The sequence below is a fragment of the Pseudoalteromonas sp. S1612 genome, assembly GCF_005887175.1.
Lineage (GTDB): Bacteria > Pseudomonadota > Gammaproteobacteria > Enterobacterales > Alteromonadaceae > Pseudoalteromonas > Pseudoalteromonas undina.
In genome coordinates this window covers 15037-32625 of the sequence record NZ_PNDH01000015.1, presented here as the reverse complement: position 1 = coordinate 32625, position 17589 = coordinate 15037, and the positions used below count along the sequence as shown (strand labels likewise).

Annotated in this window: 16 protein-coding genes and 2 tRNA genes; 7 read left to right on the top strand and 11 right to left on the bottom strand. The window is 40.5% G+C overall.

The annotated features are described in order from the left end of the window. Nucleotides 1-437: 437 nt before the first annotated feature. Nucleotides 438-522 (bottom strand) — tRNA-Leu (locus tag CWB78_RS06620). Between the two features lie 271 nt (nucleotides 523-793). Here CWB78_RS06620 and CWB78_RS06615 point away from each other — a divergent pair. Beyond that, the gene (locus CWB78_RS06615; protein ID WP_010390869.1) at nucleotides 794-1294 is read left to right on the top strand and encodes an RDD family protein; all 501 of its coding nucleotides are present in this window, start codon (nucleotides 794-796) and stop codon (nucleotides 1292-1294) included. A 92-nt stretch (nucleotides 1295-1386) separates the two neighbouring features. Here CWB78_RS06615 and lptG read toward each other — a convergent pair whose 3' ends face one another. Further along, the gene (lptG, locus tag CWB78_RS06610; RefSeq protein WP_008466816.1) at nucleotides 1387-2454 is read right to left on the bottom strand and encodes an LPS export ABC transporter permease LptG; all 1068 of its coding nucleotides are present in this window, start codon (nucleotides 2452-2454) and stop codon (nucleotides 1387-1389) included. Then, complete coding sequence (lptF, locus tag CWB78_RS06605) at nucleotides 2451-3563, bottom strand: LPS export ABC transporter permease LptF (protein ID WP_036933683.1); 1113 nt, start codon at nucleotides 3561-3563, stop codon at nucleotides 2451-2453. The genes lptG and lptF overlap by 4 nt, the downstream gene beginning before the upstream one ends. Before the next feature lie 307 nt (nucleotides 3564-3870). Between lptF and pepA the strand changes: the two genes are divergently transcribed. The 3 genes from pepA to CWB78_RS06590 all read left to right on the top strand — a co-directional run bounded on the left by pepA (nucleotide 3871) and on the right by CWB78_RS06590 (nucleotide 8912). Further along, entirely contained in the window at nucleotides 3871-5382 is a 1512-nt protein-coding gene (gene pepA / locus CWB78_RS06600; protein WP_054202239.1) for a leucyl aminopeptidase, read from the top strand. A 172-nt stretch (nucleotides 5383-5554) separates the two neighbouring features. Next, nucleotides 5555-6001 (top strand): DNA polymerase III subunit chi, encoded by a 447-nt coding sequence (locus CWB78_RS06595; protein ID WP_008112488.1) that lies wholly within the window; start codon nucleotides 5555-5557, stop codon nucleotides 5999-6001. Nucleotides 6002-6059: 58 nt separating this feature from the next. Further along, nucleotides 6060-8912, top strand: a complete 2853-nt coding sequence (locus CWB78_RS06590) for a valine--tRNA ligase (RefSeq protein WP_109875295.1) — start codon at nucleotides 6060-6062, stop codon at nucleotides 8910-8912. 135 nt (nucleotides 8913-9047) lie between these two features. Here the strand turns inward: CWB78_RS06590 and CWB78_RS06585 are convergent, their stop codons facing one another. Beyond that, complete coding sequence (locus CWB78_RS06585) at nucleotides 9048-10349, bottom strand: outer membrane protein transport protein (RefSeq protein ID WP_138594758.1); 1302 nt, start codon at nucleotides 10347-10349, stop codon at nucleotides 9048-9050. A 282-nt stretch (nucleotides 10350-10631) separates the two neighbouring features. On the opposite strand from CWB78_RS06585, the gene CWB78_RS06580 reads away from it, so the two are divergent. Beyond that, entirely contained in the window at nucleotides 10632-10955 is a 324-nt protein-coding gene (locus CWB78_RS06580) for a hypothetical protein (protein ID WP_075170401.1), read from the top strand. Here CWB78_RS06580 and CWB78_RS06575 read toward each other — a convergent pair. Both CWB78_RS06575 and CWB78_RS06570 read right to left on the bottom strand, forming a co-directional pair. Then, nucleotides 10915-12132 (bottom strand): cyclic di-GMP phosphodiesterase, encoded by a 1218-nt coding sequence (locus CWB78_RS06575; protein WP_054202243.1) that lies wholly within the window; start codon nucleotides 12130-12132, stop codon nucleotides 10915-10917. The genes CWB78_RS06580 and CWB78_RS06575 overlap by 41 nt on opposite strands. A 270-nt stretch (nucleotides 12133-12402) precedes the next feature. Next, nucleotides 12403-12477: transfer RNA gene (locus CWB78_RS06570), tRNA-Arg, on the bottom strand. A 237-nt stretch (nucleotides 12478-12714) separates the two neighbouring features. Between CWB78_RS06570 and CWB78_RS06565 the strand changes: the two genes are divergently transcribed. Then, nucleotides 12715-12897 (top strand): hypothetical protein, encoded by a 183-nt coding sequence (locus CWB78_RS06565; protein WP_010390860.1) that lies wholly within the window; start codon nucleotides 12715-12717, stop codon nucleotides 12895-12897. Nucleotides 12898-12933: 36 nt separating this feature from the next. Here the strand turns inward: CWB78_RS06565 and CWB78_RS06560 are convergent, their stop codons facing one another. From CWB78_RS06560 to CWB78_RS06550, 3 genes are read right to left on the bottom strand one after another with little or no spacing between them, the layout of a single operon-like run. Next, nucleotides 12934-13725 carry a phosphotransferase gene (locus tag CWB78_RS06560; protein ID WP_109875297.1) on the bottom strand — a complete coding sequence of 264 codons (792 nt, stop codon included), beginning with the start codon at nucleotides 13723-13725 and terminating at the stop codon, nucleotides 12934-12936. Nucleotides 13726-13733: 8 nt separating this feature from the next. Further along, complete coding sequence (pnuC, locus tag CWB78_RS06555) at nucleotides 13734-14357, bottom strand: nicotinamide riboside transporter PnuC (protein ID WP_010390857.1); 624 nt, start codon at nucleotides 14355-14357, stop codon at nucleotides 13734-13736. 25 nt (nucleotides 14358-14382) lie between these two features. Further along, nucleotides 14383-14634 carry a hypothetical protein gene (locus CWB78_RS06550; RefSeq protein ID WP_010390856.1) on the bottom strand — a complete coding sequence of 84 codons (252 nt, stop codon included), beginning with the start codon at nucleotides 14632-14634 and terminating at the stop codon, nucleotides 14383-14385. A 100-nt stretch (nucleotides 14635-14734) separates the two neighbouring features. Here CWB78_RS06550 and CWB78_RS06545 point away from each other — a divergent pair, with 100 nt between their 5' ends. Continuing rightward, complete coding sequence (locus CWB78_RS06545; RefSeq protein WP_004588463.1) at nucleotides 14735-14974, top strand: DUF2960 domain-containing protein; 240 nt, start codon at nucleotides 14735-14737, stop codon at nucleotides 14972-14974. Nucleotides 14975-15045: 71 nt separating this feature from the next. On the opposite strand, the gene alr is transcribed toward CWB78_RS06545, so the two are convergent. Beyond that, nucleotides 15046-16125 (bottom strand): alanine racemase, encoded by a 1080-nt coding sequence (gene alr / locus CWB78_RS06540; protein ID WP_138594756.1) that lies wholly within the window; start codon nucleotides 16123-16125, stop codon nucleotides 15046-15048. Then, nucleotides 16125-17504, bottom strand: a complete 1380-nt coding sequence (dnaB, locus tag CWB78_RS06535) for a replicative DNA helicase (RefSeq protein WP_010390854.1) — start codon at nucleotides 17502-17504, stop codon at nucleotides 16125-16127. The genes alr and dnaB overlap by 1 nt, the downstream gene beginning before the upstream one ends. Nucleotides 17505-17589 lie beyond the last annotated feature (85 nt).

The following is a 17589-nucleotide window of genomic DNA, read 5'->3' as shown; positions in this document are numbered from 1 at the left end:
GTTTTATTCGCAACAAAAGGTTGAGGTATATAATACCCGAGTCAAAACACATTGCATAACTTAGCACACCCGTATCAATGAAAAATACGATTAAAGTCAGGCCTGTATTTACTATATAACCTTAGTTCTGGATAAGAAACCTATCTCAAGCAGAGCTTAAGGTTAGGTAAACCAAAACGTTTACAGGCCAAGTTTAGATCAAAACCTACTGCTTATAAAAGTAGCAATGTTGGACACATTTTTTGTAATTAAAATCCGGCAACTCAAATCTTAGGCATAAAAAAACCCCAACCAATTTGGTCGGGGCTATAAAAAAATGGTACTAAGTTGCCGGACTTTTACTTATAACAGCGGCACCTCACGTGCCGCTCGAGTCCGGCAACTAAAATCTTAGGCATAAAAAAACCCCTGCTAAATCTAGCAGGGGCTATAAAAAGTGGTACCAGCGGCCGGACTTGAACCGGCACGCCTTGCGGCAGGGGATTTTGAATCCCCCATGTATACCAATTTCATCACGCTGGCATCATTTTTCTTTAACCTTCTAAACACGAGAAGATAAAGAAAAACCACTTAAGAGTGAAAGATTATGTACCCTCTTCCATCTCATTGCCTAGCATTATACAAACAATGAGCAAAGCGGCAAGCGTTTTATGTATTAAGCGTGATCGACCGCTTAACATTTAGGCAACCATTAACATTTGAACCAATAGCTGGTTAAGCACGTAGCGTAATAGGTAGTATTTAGCGGCTTATTTGCTAAACTATCGCGCACATTAACAGTGAGAGTATATTTATGTCGGCTGAGTTTCCACGAGCAGGGTTTTGGCGTCGTTTTGCGTCATTGGTGTACGACACATTAGCTATTATCGCTTTTGCGATGCTAACGGTGGTATTGTATTTATTTGCTATCCAAGGACTTATTTCCCTTGATGTTATTGCCCTCAATGGCGCTGAAGATGTATCTGCACGTATTCAAGATTCACTATTACTTTCTGGTATTCGTAGCTCGCTGCTGGTGCTTGTTGGCTTGGTATTTTTTGGTTATTTTTGGACGAAAAGTGGGCAAACAATTGGTATGCGAGCATGGCGCTTAAAAGTACAAACCAACCAAGGAAGTTTAATTAGCTGGCCACAAGCTATTATCCGCAGTATCAGCGCATTCCTTGGTTTAGGAAATCTAGTGGTATTAGTCGACTTTAAAAATAAAAAAGCACTACAAGATTACTTATCAAAAACCGAAGTGGTTACGCTCACCAAAGAAGAAAATAAACGCGTGTATCGCGAACTAGATTAATACTTAATCTAGTGAATTGGTATAAGCTAAAGCATAAAAAAACGCGGCACTTTTAAAAAAGGCCGCGTTTTTTATTTAAGCTTTAAGTCTAGCTACACCCGCTTATTCATCAAATAAGCTGCAAACCCAGTAAATAAAATGCTCGGTAGAACGGCGCCTACAATGGCTGGGATTTGATATACCATTACCACAGGGCCAAATATCTCATTAGTTAAGTGAAACACTATCCCCGTTACCACTCCCATGATAATTCGTGCCCCCATAGTTACGGTTCGCAGCGGACCAAATATAAACGATAAGGCAACCAACAACATCACAGCAATAGACACTGGCTGCATTAATTTACGCCATAGTGCTAAATCATAGGTACTTGTATCTTGCTCATTTTGCTGTAAATAAGCTAAATATGACCACAATCCTGAAAATGACAGTGACTCTGGTTTTACTGAAACCACGCCAAGTTTTTCACCGGTCAGCTGAGATGAGTAAAACTCTTCAGTAACTTGCTCCGTGGTAATTAGCTCTTCACTGATCAATACTTTGTTCACATCGCGCAGTAGCCAGCCATTATCACGCCCTACTGCTTCTTTTGCTTTAGTAATTTGTGTAAGTTGCAACGACTTATCAAAGTGGTACATATTTACGCCGCGCAGCATGCCATTTTGGTCAACATCTTCAATATTAATAAAGTTACTGCCATCTTTAGCCCACACGCCTTTTTGTGCATTAAATACATCCCCGCCATGAATAGCTTGGTTACGCATTTCTTTGGCGTGCAGCTGAGCAGCGGGCGCCCCCCACTCACCTAGCGCCATTACGCACAGCGCCATAAAAATTGCTGTTTTCATTACCGAGCCAATGATTTGTAAACGCGACATACCCGCGGCTTGCATCACTACCAACTCACTATTAGAAGCTAAAGCGCCTAACCCAGTTAAGCCACCAATAAGTGCTGCCATTGGGAAAAACACCACTAAATCGCCGGGCATACTATAAATGGTATATAGCAAGGCGGTCATAATATCGTAACTACCACGGCCAACCGATTTAAGCTGCTCTATAAATTTTATTAAAGTACTGATCCCCACCAACACCATTAGTGCAAACCCAGTGGTTTGCATAATGCTACGGCCTAAATACCAATCAAGCGTTTTCATCATATGTGTTGCTCCCGTTTAGTCACGACAGCCTTCAGCCAAACACCTAATGGGCGGCCTTTAATAATTAATAAACTACCTATAAATAATGCACTTAGGTGAATCCACCATAGGCCAATAGAGGGAGGGATTTTCCCATCTTCTACCGCAAACTTAGCCGCGTTGAGTAAAATGAAATACCCTAAATATAAGCTCAAAGCAGGCACTAATTTAGCAAATTTACCTTGGCGTGGATTAACAACACTCAGGGGTACTGCTAGTAAAGTTAATAATGGAATAGATAACGGAATAGCTAAACGCCATTGCCACTGTGCAATTGCTTCTGGAGTGTTAATGGACATTAACTCACGAGTTGGCACGGCTTCTAACTTACGACGTTGATGTTCTATTTCTTGCTCGCGAATTTGTACGCTGTAACCATCAAACTCAGTTAAGTTAAGTGAAGGCGCTTCGCCGTCAGTTTCATATCGCTTACCATCAGTAAGCACTAACTGCTGCTCACCATTTTGCGCTTCAATAACAACGCCCTGCTCTGCATAAACTAAACGCGCTAGGTCACTTTTTTCACTATCGGGTAGTTGTGCCACAAAAACTTTGTTGAGCTCTTTGCCGCCATTTTCAATATTATGAATAAACACCACAGCTTTTTCGTTACCGGTTTGTTGAAAACGTCCAGCTCGAAGTGCAGATAAACCAGCATCAGCTTTGGCTTGCTCTTTAAGTTGGTATTCTTGTTCACTTGCCCACGGTGCAATATACAAAGTAAGTACCGCGGCCAACAACGCTAAGATGACACTTGAAATTAGCGTAATACGCACTACATACCACTCACTCACGCCACATGCTTTAAGTACTGTCATTTCACTGTCGGCGTAAATCCGGCTGTAAGCTAAAATAATTCCTAAAAATAAGCTCAGAGGCAAAATTAACGATGCCAACTGCGGCAATTTAAGCGCAATCATGGCAAACACAAGCTTTGCTGGGATACTACCTTCTGAGGCATCACCAAGAATGACAACAAACTTTTGCGACAAAAATATGGTCATTAAAGTTAAAAATACGGCGACCTGCGATTTTAAAACCTCAGTGGTCAAATAACGGAAAATTAGCAACATTCGCCCCTGTTAAACATGGAATTTCAATTTAGTAATAAAAAACAATGAGTGAACTAGTTAATTCACTCATTTTAAATGAGTATTAAGCACATATTATAAGCCATCAATATTAATTATCCTACCTAACATCACGATATAATGTTGCATTAGTAACCCTTAAGCATATAAAGTTCAAATACACAGTAAGAGTCGAGTAAAATCTACTAATATTAGCGCTAGACCTAAAAATTTAGGTAAAAAGACTAGAAAACACATTTTTAGTCCCAACTTAGCTTCTATAGATGACTCAAAATCAGGAGTGACAATGGAATTCAACGTAAAAAGTGGTAGCCCAGAAAAACAACGCAGTGCATGTATTGTTGTTGGCGTATACGAACCACGCAGGTTATCCCCCATTGGTGAACAACTTGATAAAATCAGCGATGGTTATATCTCAAATTTATTACGCCGTGGCGACTTAGAAGGTAAGCCAGGGCAAGTATTACTATTACACCATGTACCTAATATTTTAAGCGAACGTATTCTACTCGTTGGCTGCGGTAAAGAACGCGAACTAGACGATAAACAATATAAACAAATTATTTCAAAAACTATCAACACCTTAAACGAAACAGGCTCGATGGAAGCAGTGTGTTTTTTAACTGAGCAACACGTTAAAGGCCGTGATACCTATTGGAAAGTGCGTCAAGCGGTAGAAACAACCCAAGACTGTTTATACACCTTCAATCAGCTAAAAAGTAAGAAAGTAGACCCTCGTCGTCCACTGCGTAAAATGGTATTTAACGTTCCTACGCGCCGCGAACTGACTATAGGTGAAAGTGCCATTGAGCATGGCCTAGCGATTGCTGCTGGTAGCAAATTGTGCAAAGACGTTGCCAATATGCCGCCTAATATTTGTAATCCAGCGTATCTCGGCGAGCAAGCCAAAGAACTTGAGACTAATTTTGACAACATCACTGTTGAGCTGATTGGCGAAGATAAAATGGCAGAACTAGGTATGAACTCATACCTAGCAGTTGGTCGTGGTAGTGATAACGAATCGGTTATGTCGGTAATTAACTACAAAGGCGCAGGCGATGACCAAGCGCCTATCGTATTAGTTGGTAAAGGCTTAACCTTTGACTCAGGCGGTATTTCATTAAAACCAGGCGAAGGCATGGATGAAATGAAATACGACATGGGCGGTGCTGCTGGTGTTATTGGTGCCATGCGCTCGCTTGCACAAATGCAGCTACCTATAAATGTAATTGGCGTTTTAGCCGGTTGTGAAAACATGCCAAGCTCAAACGCCTATCGCCCAGGTGATATTTTAACCACTATGTCTGGGCAAACGGTTGAAGTACTTAATACTGATGCCGAAGGCCGTTTAGTGTTATGTGACGCGCTAACCTATGTTGAGCGTTTTGAACCAGAAACCGTGATTGATGTTGCTACATTAACCGGTGCGTGTATTGTTGCCTTAGGTGCCCACGCTACGGGTTTATTAGCAAACCATAATCCACTGGCGCATGATTTATTAAAAGCGTCGGAGCAAAGTGGCGATCGTGCATGGCAACTGCCATTATGGGATGATTATCAAGATCAACTAGAAAGCCCATTTGCCGACTTTACTAACTTAGGTGGCCGAGCTGCAGGTACTATTACTGCGGCCTGTTTCTTATCTAAATTTACTAAAAAGTATAACTGGGCACATTTAGATATTGCCGGTACGGCATGGCGCAGCGGCGCTAAAAAAGGTGCAACGGGTCGCCCTGTACCTATGCTAACTCAGTATTTATTAAACCGAGCAGGCATTAGCGAAGCAACCCAAGACTAACAAACCTGTAAAAGGCTTCACAGCCCAATATAGAGTATAAAATAAGGCGCTTTTAAAGCGCCTTATTTATTGGGTATTAATTGAAGCAAACCCCGTTATATGGCAAAATCCCCTTCTTAATTTGTGTGTATTTAATAACAGCACAATCAATGTCATGGGAAATCCCGATACAATGAACATGAATGCCCAGTTTTTCATTTTAAAGCAACAAGATGAGTCATTAGCTAAAGCCGATGATCACTTTGCTTTAGCAGCTCAAATAGCTGGGCAACAGTATCGGCTTGGTCAACGCGTATTTATTTTTGTAGACAGCGAAGCAACCGCCAACAGCATTGACGAAACTATTTGGACATTTGATGCCGACAGTTTTGTGCCCCACAATTTACAAGGTGAAGGCCCAAAAGGCGGCGCACCTGTAGAAATTGGCACAACACCACCTGTTGGTAATCGTAAAGTATTAATTAACTTGGCCAATCACTTACCGGATTTTATTCGTCGGTTTAACCAAGTTTTTGATTTTGTACCCGTAGAGCCCGTAGCCAAACAAGCCGCTCGTGAGCGCTTTAAAAAACTACGCCAACTCGGTGCCAATATCACCACGCAAGATATTAATCGCTAACGCTCACTGCGTACAAAGCTAACTAACTCATTTAAGTACTTATTTAAGGTTCTGTGTAATGGATAAAACCTACAATCCGCAAGATATTGAACAGTCTCTATATCAAGACTGGGAACAAAAAGGCTACTTTAAGCCATCTGGCCAAGGCACCCCATATTCAATTATGATCCCGCCGCCAAATGTCACGGGTAGCTTACACATGGGCCACGCTTTCCAAGATACCATCATGGATACCTTAACGCGCTTTAAACGTATGCAAGGTAACAATACATTATGGCAAGTAGGTACTGACCACGCAGGTATTGCCACGCAAATGCTAGTAGAGCGAAAGCTTGCGGCAGAAGAGGGTAAAACACGCCATGATTTAGGCCGTGATACATTTATCGATAAAATTTGGGAATGGAAAAACGAGTCTGGTGGCACAATCACTAAACAACTTCGCCGCTTAGGTGCTTCTGTTGATTGGGACCGTGAACGTTTTACCATGGACGATGGCCTATCAGAAGCTGTTAAAGAAGTATTTGTACGCCTTCATAAAGAAAACCTAATTTACCGTGGTAAACGCCTAGTAAACTGGGATCCTAAATTACACACTGCGATTTCTGATCTTGAAGTAGAAAACAAAGACAAACAAGGCCATATGTGGAACTTACGTTACCCACTGGCTGATGGCGTAAAAACGCAAGACGGTAAAGACTACATTGTTGTAGCCACTACGCGCCCAGAAACTATGCTGGGTGACTCAGGTGTGGCAGTAAACCCAGATGACGAGCGCTACCAAGACCTAATCGGTAAAGAGGTTTTACTACCAATCGTTAATCGTCGTATTAAAATTGTTGCCGATGAACATGCCGATAAAGACAAAGGTACGGGCTGTGTAAAAATAACTCCTGCGCACGACTTTAACGATAACGAAGTTGGTAAGCGCCACAAAATGCCGATGATTAACATCTTCGACAAAGACGCGGCTATTTTAACCCAAGGTGAAACATACACCTTTGATGGTAAAGAACTTGAATTTGATGCGCCAATTCCTGAGCGCTTACATGGCCTGGACCGTTTTGACGCACGTAAAACCATTGTTGCTGAATTTGAAGAGCTAGGCCTACTTGAAAAAATTGAAGACCATGGCCTAACTGTTCCTTACGGTGACCGCTCTGGTGTTGTTATTGAACCACTACTTACTGACCAATGGTATGTACGTGTTGCACCACTTGCTGAACCTGCAAAAGACGCGGTTAAAAACGGCGACATCCAATTTGTACCTAAGCAATACGAAAACATGTACTTTTCGTGGATGAACGACGTACAAGATTGGTGTATTTCACGCCAGCTTTGGTGGGGTCACCGTATTCCAGCTTGGTACGACAGCGAAGGCAACGTATACGTTGGTCGTGATGAAGCAGAAGTACGCCGCGATAACAATATTGCAGATAGCGTAGCGCTTAGCCAAGACGAAGACGTTCTTGATACGTGGTTCTCATCAGCACTGTGGACCTTCTCAACCCAAGGTTGGCCAGAAAATACCGATGACTTAAAAACCTTCCACCCATCTGACGTGTTGGTAACCGGTTTTGATATCATTTTCTTCTGGGTTGCACGTATGATCATGATGACGCTGCACTTTATAAAGGATGAAAACGGCAAACCACAAGTTCCTTTTAAAACCGTGTATGTAACTGGCTTAATACGTGACGATAACGGCGATAAAATGTCGAAGTCTAAAGGTAACGTACTTGACCCACTTGATATGATTGACGGCATTGGCCTTGAAGACTTAGTACAAAAACGTACTGGTAATATGATGCAGCCAAAACTTGCCGCTAAAATTGAAAAAGATACCCGCAAAGTATTTGCAAACGGTATTGAAGCACACGGTACCGACGCACTGCGTTTTACCTTAGCAGCGATGGCTTCAACTGGTCGTGATATTAACTGGGATATGAACCGCCTTGAAGGTTACCGTAACTTCTGTAACAAATTATGGAACGCAAGCCGTTACGTATTAATGAACACAGAAGAGCAAGACTGTGGCTTTAACGATAGCGAAAAACAGTACTCGTTAGCTGATCGCTGGATTTTAGGTCAATATGAAGCCACGGTTAAAACCTACACCGAGCACCTTGATAACTACCGTTTTGATTTAGCGGCGAACACATTATATGAATTCACCTGGAATCAGTTCTGTGATTGGTACTTAGAACTAACTAAGCCGGTACTATTTAAAGGCAATGAAGCTCAGCAACGTGGTACACGTCATACACTTATTACCGTACTTGAAAGCTTACTGCGTTTAATGCACCCAATGATGCCTTACATTACAGAAACAATTTGGCAACGTGTAGCGCCACTTGCAGGGCTTGAAACAACAGGCACTAGCATTATGGTACAAGGGTTCCCTGTTTATAACCAAGCCAATGTTGATTCACAAGCGATGGATGACTTAGAGTGGGTTAAGCAATTCATTTTAGCAATTCGTAATATTCGTGGTGAAATGGATATTAGCCCAAGCAAGCCGCTATCGGTATTACTAGCTAATGCATCGAGCGACGATGTGCGCCGTATTAACGAAAATGAATCGTTTTTAGCGTCACTCGCTAAGCTTGAAGCATTTACTCTGCTTGAAAACAAAGACGATGCCCCAGCGTGTGCAACCTCTTATGTTGGCAACCTTGAGATTATGATCCCAATGGCGGGGTTAATTGATGTCGAAGCTGAGCTTGCACGTATTAACAAGCAACTTGAAAAAGCTGAGAAAGGCCTAGCGCAAGTGCAAAACAAACTGGCTAACGAAAAGTTTGTTAACAATGCACCTGAAGCGGTACTCGCTAAAGAAAATGCTAAGCTAGCTGAATTTACCGATGCTAAAACGAAGCTACTAGAGCAAAAAGTTAAAATAGAAAGCTTATAATTAAGCTGTTACGGATGGCTTACGCCATTCGTAACCAGTTAATTTATATGTATAAAAAAGCCGGTTACTTCATTTGAAGTAACCGGCTTTTTTGTGTCTAGGCTCTAGGCTCAAGGCTCAAGGCTCAAGGCAGAATTAGAATGTGTAGTTGTACTGAGCACCTAATAATACTGCATGACCTTTTGATTCAAAAGACCATTGCTGTGGTAGTGTTTCGCTTTCTACTTTTTCAGTAAAGTTTTGTGTTTTACCACGTAATACGCTCACACCTAAATCAATATTTGAATTTTGATCAATCGCATAGTTACCGCCAAACGAGAACCAAAAACGGTCTGTATCAGGGATAGAAATTGATAAATGCTGTTGTGATACAGGTGACTCATCAAACGCAAAACCAGCACGAAGCATTAAGTTTTCGCTGTACTGATAATCAGTACCAATTGAGTAGCGCATTGCATCAGAGAAATCTTCTGTTTTTTCAAACGCGCTGAATTTGTCACCTGTAGGCGCTGTTACTTGTGCTTCTAATGAGTCAAAGCTGCTCCAACCTGTCCATAATACGCTGTAGTGAACGCCTAGCTTTTCATCTAACTGGTGAGAACCTGAGAACTCAGCAATTGCTGGTAGTGTAATTTCAACTGAGCCAGGTAATTCAACTTGACCGTTTAACCCACCAGGAATAAATGAAGGTAGTTCATTCGAGTACTCACCTTCAAAAGTAATATCTGTTTCTGTACGGTAATTAAAACCAAAGCGGCTATTTTCATCTAATTGGTACATTAAACCAACGTTTAAGCCGTAACCCATGTCATCACCTTCAAGGTGAACAGCATCAGCACTTGCAGGAATAGATGCAATAGCAGGGTTTACAGGAGGTACTACGCCAAACTTACGAATAATCTTCGCTTCTGCATAAATTGCATTTAAACCAATACCAAAACTGAACTGCTCAGATACTTTATAAGCAACACTTGCGTTCATGTTTACAGTAACAATTTCAGTTTCACCAGCAATTTGGCCAGCTGCGTAATCATCGTTAAACTCAGTGGCAAGGCCAAAGTTAGAAAATGCACCAAAACCAACCGATACTTTATCGTTTACTGGCATAGTGAAATAACCAGCAGGAATAATCGCGCTAGGTGCGATGCTGTCATCATCTAGTACGCTGTTATCTAAACCGTAGGCATTACCTGTGCCTTTTAGGCTAACATCAGGAATGACAGCCATAGCTGCAACGCTAAGTTGCTTCTCTTTAAACAACGTCATTAACGCTGGGTTACGAGCAACCACAGAGGCATCATCTGCTACAGACGCTTCACCTGCGTATGCACGACCTAAACCAGATACATTTTGCTCAGCAAGTTGAAAAGCCGCTGCAAAGGTATCAGCTGAAACAAATGCCAGCGATGCAGCAATAAGAGTTTTAGTAAATTTCATTGTTGTGTCCTTAGCCAAACTTACTGTTTGGATAGCTATGTGTGTTGTTATTAGAGTTTCAAACCCGCGTACACTACCTTAATTTTTTATAAAAAACCCTACTAAAACGCTAAAAAAGGCCAAAAAACACGTTTTTTAACGACAATTTAACAACTATTTAAAACTCATCGGAGCAGAAGTATGATATTAGAGTATATACTCTAATGATATTAATTCTCATTTGCATTGACTTAACTTGCGTTGCAATTTACACTGCCAATAAAATCACCAAGGGAGAAAACAGTGATCATTTTACTTATTGTTACAGCGCTTACTTTTTGTGGCTTAAGTGTTTATTTCTTTTATAAAGCAAATTATTGCGCGTGTACGCAGGCAGGTAAATGTGACAACCCAGTTAATCTCTATTGGTTAGCAGCCATTAGCATGGCAATTATTTCTTTGGTTTTTTGCTGCTTAGCGCTGCATGTAGAATTAGGCACATTACTGTGGATGACGTTAATGGGTAATTGCTTTTTAGGTGGGTATATTTCTGCTAAAACAAACAGAAAAAGACGATGCAAAAATACTAAAGCAGTAAATGCTCTTTTAAAAGTCGAGGTAAGTTAATTTTATAATCAGCTGGTTTTACACTTGCTTGTATTTTTATTTCATTATTATTTGAGCTCAAATCAATATCTTTTGCGGTAACATGATGGTTGTGTTTTGCGTTATAAAAAAGCTTAACTTTGGGCTTGATTGGATTTGAATGATTACCTTCTAGCACCAAGGCCAAACGCTCATTGGTTAACTTAACAATAGTACCCACCGGGTGAACACCTAAACACTTAATAAACAGCTGTACTAACTCTGCATCAAATAGCTGTTTATTTGCCAACAAATAACGCAGTGCATTAATAGGCTCATCCCCTTCTTGATGGGGTCTATCTGCGGTGAGCGCATCGTATACGTCAACAATCGCTAAAATCCGAGCAGGACGACTTATCTTGCTGTCATCGACTCCTCGAGGATAACCAGAACCATCAAGGCGCTCATGATGATTTACAATCATATCTAACATTAAAGAGGTGATGCCTTTCCCACCTTTTAATAACCCTAGGCTTTGTGCAACATGCTTTTTTATTGCCGTCATCTCGTTACCCGTAACTTTGCCAGGTTTAGAGAATATTCCTTGAGGTAATTTGGCCTGCCCTAGGTCATGCATTAATGCCCCCATAGCAAGCTCCTGAACAACATCGCGTTTATACCCTAAATACTTAGCGAATACCGCTGTAAAAATGGTGCAGTTGATCATATGACGCCAGTTATAGCTATGCTTATCTTTAATACGAGTTAAAATGGTCATTGCATGTTCATTACGAAATACTGAGCTGACTATTTCATTACTTATCTCATTAAGCGCATCAGTATTCAGTGACAAACCTGAGGTTAAATCACCAAAAATACTTTGTAATTTTCTGTTGTGGGCATCATAACTAACACTGGCTTTGGCAAACTCTTGTTGCAAGCTGACAACTCGCTTTTTACTAGCGGGCTTGTCTTGATTTGTAGCAGCGGCTTGTGGTTTTTCTTGTACTTTATATTTAGCCGGTACAGCCACATCACTTTTTGTAAAATCAATAAGAAGCTCTAGTACTCCTTCGGTAATTAAACGCTGAATTATAGATTTATCACGTACCAAACCACTGGTTTTAATTTTTATACCATCAACACTCTCCTGCTGCTTGGTCACGCTATTTACGTACATGCCGGGAATAAGCTCTGATATAGGTAAGGTAACTAACATAAATGTGAGGATTTCTATAATTAAGGAATATTTTCTTTTAATAGCATTATTTAGCTATAAAAGTCTAGCTTTTGAGTTTAGGGTAATAATAAATTATTAACACTAAAATCCTACGACTATTGATATTAAACTATAACCGCAGCACTGAGTATACGCCTAACGGTGTAAATTAGATTGCTACAAATATTATTATTTAACTGAGAATAAAAATAGTGAGTTAATTTAAATAGCTACGATCGTTTTGAAGGGGAGTAAAAAGTAAAACGCAAATGGCGCTCTCGGTAGGGATCGAACCTACAACTCAGCCTCCGGAGGGCCACGTGATATCCATTTCACCACGAGAGCACATTTGTTGCCTCCACATCAACTCGCGATATCAATGCTTTAGCATGCGCAATAATAAAGGCATCTTTGTATAAATACCAGCATGATTCGTTTACATGTCTATAATTTAAGCTAATCACTTAACAAAAGGTAAAAAAAGCGCTATTTATTTATATTCTATAAAAAAACAGTAACGCTTTAGACACATATTATCTATTATTGTCACTGGACGGAAAGATTAAACACGAGGAAGTAATTATGAAGTTAATGTCAACAGAACAAGTTGCTGAGTTTTTAGGAGTTAAAGTCGAGCGAGTTAAACGCTTAACACGAGAAAGCTTACTTATTGCCAAAAGTGAAGATGCTAATGGCGAACCACAGTATGACGCCGATGAAGTAGCTAAATATAAAGAGCTAGCAGCTCGATTTGGTGGTTTGTAGCTAAACTTATAACTACTTGGGGATAAGCTGGGCTATTTATTGAATTAGATAATCCAGCTGCTCACACAATTTTTTAACCTTATCACTGACACCACGCGCAGAATACCAACAAATACAAAGCACTAAGAATACTACTTGATAACACTTTAACTTTTCTATCGAAGGACTAAAATTACACTGCTGAGGTAAATATGCATGATAGGTTTTCAATAACTGCGCTTTTTGTATTTGTGTTAACTCAAAACTAACTGCTAATGCGGCTAAATCAAAGTAAACATCGTTAGTTTTAGCGTATTCAAAGTCAATTAAGTACATGCCCTCTGTGTTGAGAATAATATTTTCTTTAACTAAATCATTATGGCAAAAACCGTTATCTCTAGGTTGGCTATAAATATAGACTAAAGCTGATTCAACCCCCTGCTGATATTGCTGATAAAGTTCGGTGTCAGAGTAGTAATCAAGCTCGAACTTAATATCCATTGGCTCTGTTACAATATTATGTTGGTGTAAACTGACCAGTTTTTTTATTAGTTCAGATGTGAAGTTGTCTTGCGCTATATCACCGTCAATATATTCAAAAATGGCTAACTTTTTTTCTTCATTGAGCCACATTGGTGCAGGACAAACTTTATACTCTGCAAAGCTTGCTTGCGCTGCTAAGCCTATAGATGGCCAGTGTTCCCGATAACTCTTTAATAGATAAGCTTGCTGCGCTGTATGGACAAGGAAATTATCGTTACTTAAACCACTATACAAACGCTCACTACTGAGAACATTAAGTTGCGGGTCAAAAGCGCTAAATATAGCGCTTATATTGTCAAAGGTCATTGTGGCTCTTATAACTGTGCTAGAGGCTTAGCTTGCTCTTGCTCGTACTCTTCATACCAGGTTTTAAACCCCCATGCTGCCATTAGCGTGTAGAAGATAAACAACGCAAGTGTTGGGTAATAGCCTTTTTCGTAATACAAGTACATCGAAGCGGCATCTATCACTATCCAATATAACCAATTCTCCAGCACTTTTTTGGCCACTAAATAAGTAGTAACAACAGCAAAACAAGTGGTAAAACTATCTAAATAAGCAAAATCAGCATGGGTATAATTAGTCATTATATAGCCCAAAATTATCGCAACTAAGGACGTTATACTGATAATGCCAATATGTTGACTTACCCGCCATGATGTAATTGCTAATTCCTGTTTACCTACTCCACTCCTCCTCCATGCTAGCCAGCCATAGACTGCCATATACATATAATAAAAATGCAGCAATGACTCCATTAATAAAGCGCCATTCCAGTACATAATAGTGTAAATTAAGGTACTAAAGAATGCCGCAGGCCAGCACCAAAGGTTTTCTTTGATAGCTAATAAAAGGTAAGTCATAGACAAAGCCACTGCAATATATTCCCAGTGTGACATCGCAGTAAACCCAGCAAGAGTTTGGTTAATAAAGTCCATTATTGGCTCACTAAGCTATTAAGCATTATTCAGGAGAAAGATCACCAGAAAGAAATTTACAAACAAAAATAGCCTTGCCAAACTCTTCGTATGAACGTTTTATTTCAGTACTAAGTACCGACATTACTAAGTCATAGTCACCAAAAATTTGCGTCGACAATGTGTTTGTAATCACTTTTAAATCATCATAGGTATTTAACCGGTCAATAAATCCTTTAATAAAGGGAATATAATCTTGATGAAGCGGGTATTTACTGATCTCTACTGATAATTTCATTTCAAACTCAACTTTTTAATTATTTGATTTCAACTAATCATTCAACGCAACTTAAATACAGTGTAAAATTACACTAACACTCAATATAACTGAGCTTATTATGGCACGCAGAATTACCTATACTTTTAAAAATCAACCGCGCGAAATTAACTTCGCAAAAGATAAATACCACGATATGTATCAGGCTATTGCGGCTGCTGAGGGTATCGATTTAACTAATTACTTAAACATGGTACGCCAAATTGAAATGACCTCTAAAGGTTCATCGGCGGTACGCAATTTTCGCGACCAAGAGTTTGCACGTATGGGCTTTAGCGATATTTACTTTATAAAAGAGTAACCATACCCAGTAAGCTAGCATCACGATCATGACAGCAATGTAAACTTACTGCATATCTTTAATAATAAACATTAGCGCTGGTACTCATAACTTACACGCGGTGTGATATTACACAATAACTCGTAAGAAATAGTATCAGCACATTGTGCAATCTCTTCTACTGGTAACTCTGGCCCCCACATAATCACTTCATCACCCACCTGGACGTTGTGCTCGTTATTACCTATATCAAGGGTGATCATATCCATAGCTACACTACCCACAATACCGTAACGATGCCCATTAATAATCACGGGTGTGCCTTCTTTTGCATGACGCGGATAACCATCACCATAGCCCAGTGCTACCACAGCCAACACCGTAGCTTTATCACTTTGCCAGCGGCCGCCATAGCCTACTTGCTCATGTGCCCCCACATTACGCACTGCTATCACTTTAGTGGTTAAGCGCATTACAGGCTTTAATTGGTGATCTTTACCTGTGTGATTAGCCATAGGCGATACACCATAAAGCATTAGCCCAGGTCTAACCCAATCACCATGGCCACTCGGCCACGCTATAATTCCCGCAGAGTTCGATAAACAATGAGCTTGTTGAACCTTTTGGGTTAAATTATCGAACAAAGTTATTTGCTGCACTGTTTTAGTATTTTTTACATCATCGGCACACGCAAAATGGGTCATTAAGTTTATTTTGTTTTGTGCATTTGGGCTGGCTTGTAGGCGCTGATAAAACATATCAAACTGCTCAGGCGCAATACCTAAACGATGCATGCCGGTATTTATTTTTAACCAGCAATTTAAAGGCGCATCTAGCTGCACACTTTCCAGCATTTTTAGCTGTATCTCGTCATGAATAATAGTTTGAAAATTATTCGCCAGTAAAATAGGTAAGTCTTCTTGATGAAAAAAGCCTTCTAGCAACACAATCGGTTTTGTAAGGCCACCTGCACGCAGCGCTAACGCTTCATCTATACGCGCAACCGCAAATGCATCTGCTTCATTTAAGTGTTGCGCAATAGTGACTAAACCATGCCCATAAGCATTCGCTTTAAGTACGGCCATTACTTTACTATTGGGCGCAAAGCGTTTTACCTGTGCTAGGTTATGTTCAAGCGCGGTTAAATTAATTTCAGCAGTGGCTAAGCGCATTAGTAATCATCATCTACAGCAGGCCCCGCGTAATTATCAAAGCGAGAAAATTGACCTTGGAAGGTTAGGCGCACTTTACCAATCGGACCGTTACGCTGTTTACCGATAATAATTTCGGCAATGCCTTTTTCAGTACTGTCTTCGTTATAGACTTCATCACGATAAATAAACATGATCAAATCGGCATCTTGCTCAATAGAGCCCGACTCACGTAAATCTGAGTTAATTGGACGTTTATCAGCACGTTGCTCTAGAGTACGGTTAAGCTGCGATAGAGCAACAACCGGACACTGCAACTCTTTTGCTAATGCTTTGAGTGAGCGTGAAATTTCGGCAATTTCTAAGGTACGGTTATCTGACAAGCTAGGTACACGCATTAATTGCAGGTAATCGACCATGATCATACTAATACCACCATGATCACGTGCTATACGACGTGCACGTGAGCGAACATCGGTAGGTGTTAAGCCTGAGGCATCATCAACGTACATCTTGCCTTTTTCCATGAGTAATCCCATGGTTGATGAAAGGCGCGCCCAGTCATCGTCATCTAGCTGACCAGTACGTACTTTAGTTTGGTTAATTCGGCCAAGGGACGCCAGCATCCTCATCATAATTTGTTCAGAGGGCATCTCTAGTGAGTAAATAAGCACTGGCTTGTCTTGAGTCATTGCGGCATGTTCAGCAAGGTTCATCGCAAAAGTGGTTTTACCCATTGATGGACGCGCTGCCACAATAATTAAATCAGATGGCTGCAAGCCTGTAGTCATTTTATCAAGATCAGCATAACCCGTGCTCACACCGGTCACACCATCTTGTGGTGATTGATAAAGCTCTTCTATTTTATCAACGGTTTTTTCAAGTATGTTGTGAATGCTTTGTGGGCCTTCACTACTTTTTGTACGCTGCTCAGCAATTTTAAATACTTTACTTTCAGCAAAATCAAGTAAGTCGTGGCTAGTACGCCCTTCAGGATTAAAGCCCGCTTCGGCTATTTCATTGGCAACACCAATCATTTCACGAACAACGGCGCGCTCGCGAACAATACTTGCGTAAGCGTCAATATTGGCAGCACTTGGGGTGTTTTTTGCTATTTCGGCTAAATACGCAAATCCACCAATACCTGACAGCTGGTTATTTTTTTCTAAACTCTCAGAAATTGTGATTAAGTCAATCGGATCACCAATTTCAGCAAGAGCTGTCATCGCCTCAAAAATAAGCTTATGGGTACGGGTATAAAAATCCTGCGCCACAACAAGTTCAGCTACGCGATCAAATGCTTGGTTATCAAGCATTAAACCACCTAAAACAGATTGTTCAGCTTCTATTGAATGGGGAGGAACTTTAAGAGTGTCGACTTGCTTATCTGGTTTGGCCATAACTTCACAGTACTAAAATTGAATAGCTCTATTCTATCGACTTGGCGGGGCTGTGCAAATAGCAAAGCAGGAAATCTTTTCCTGC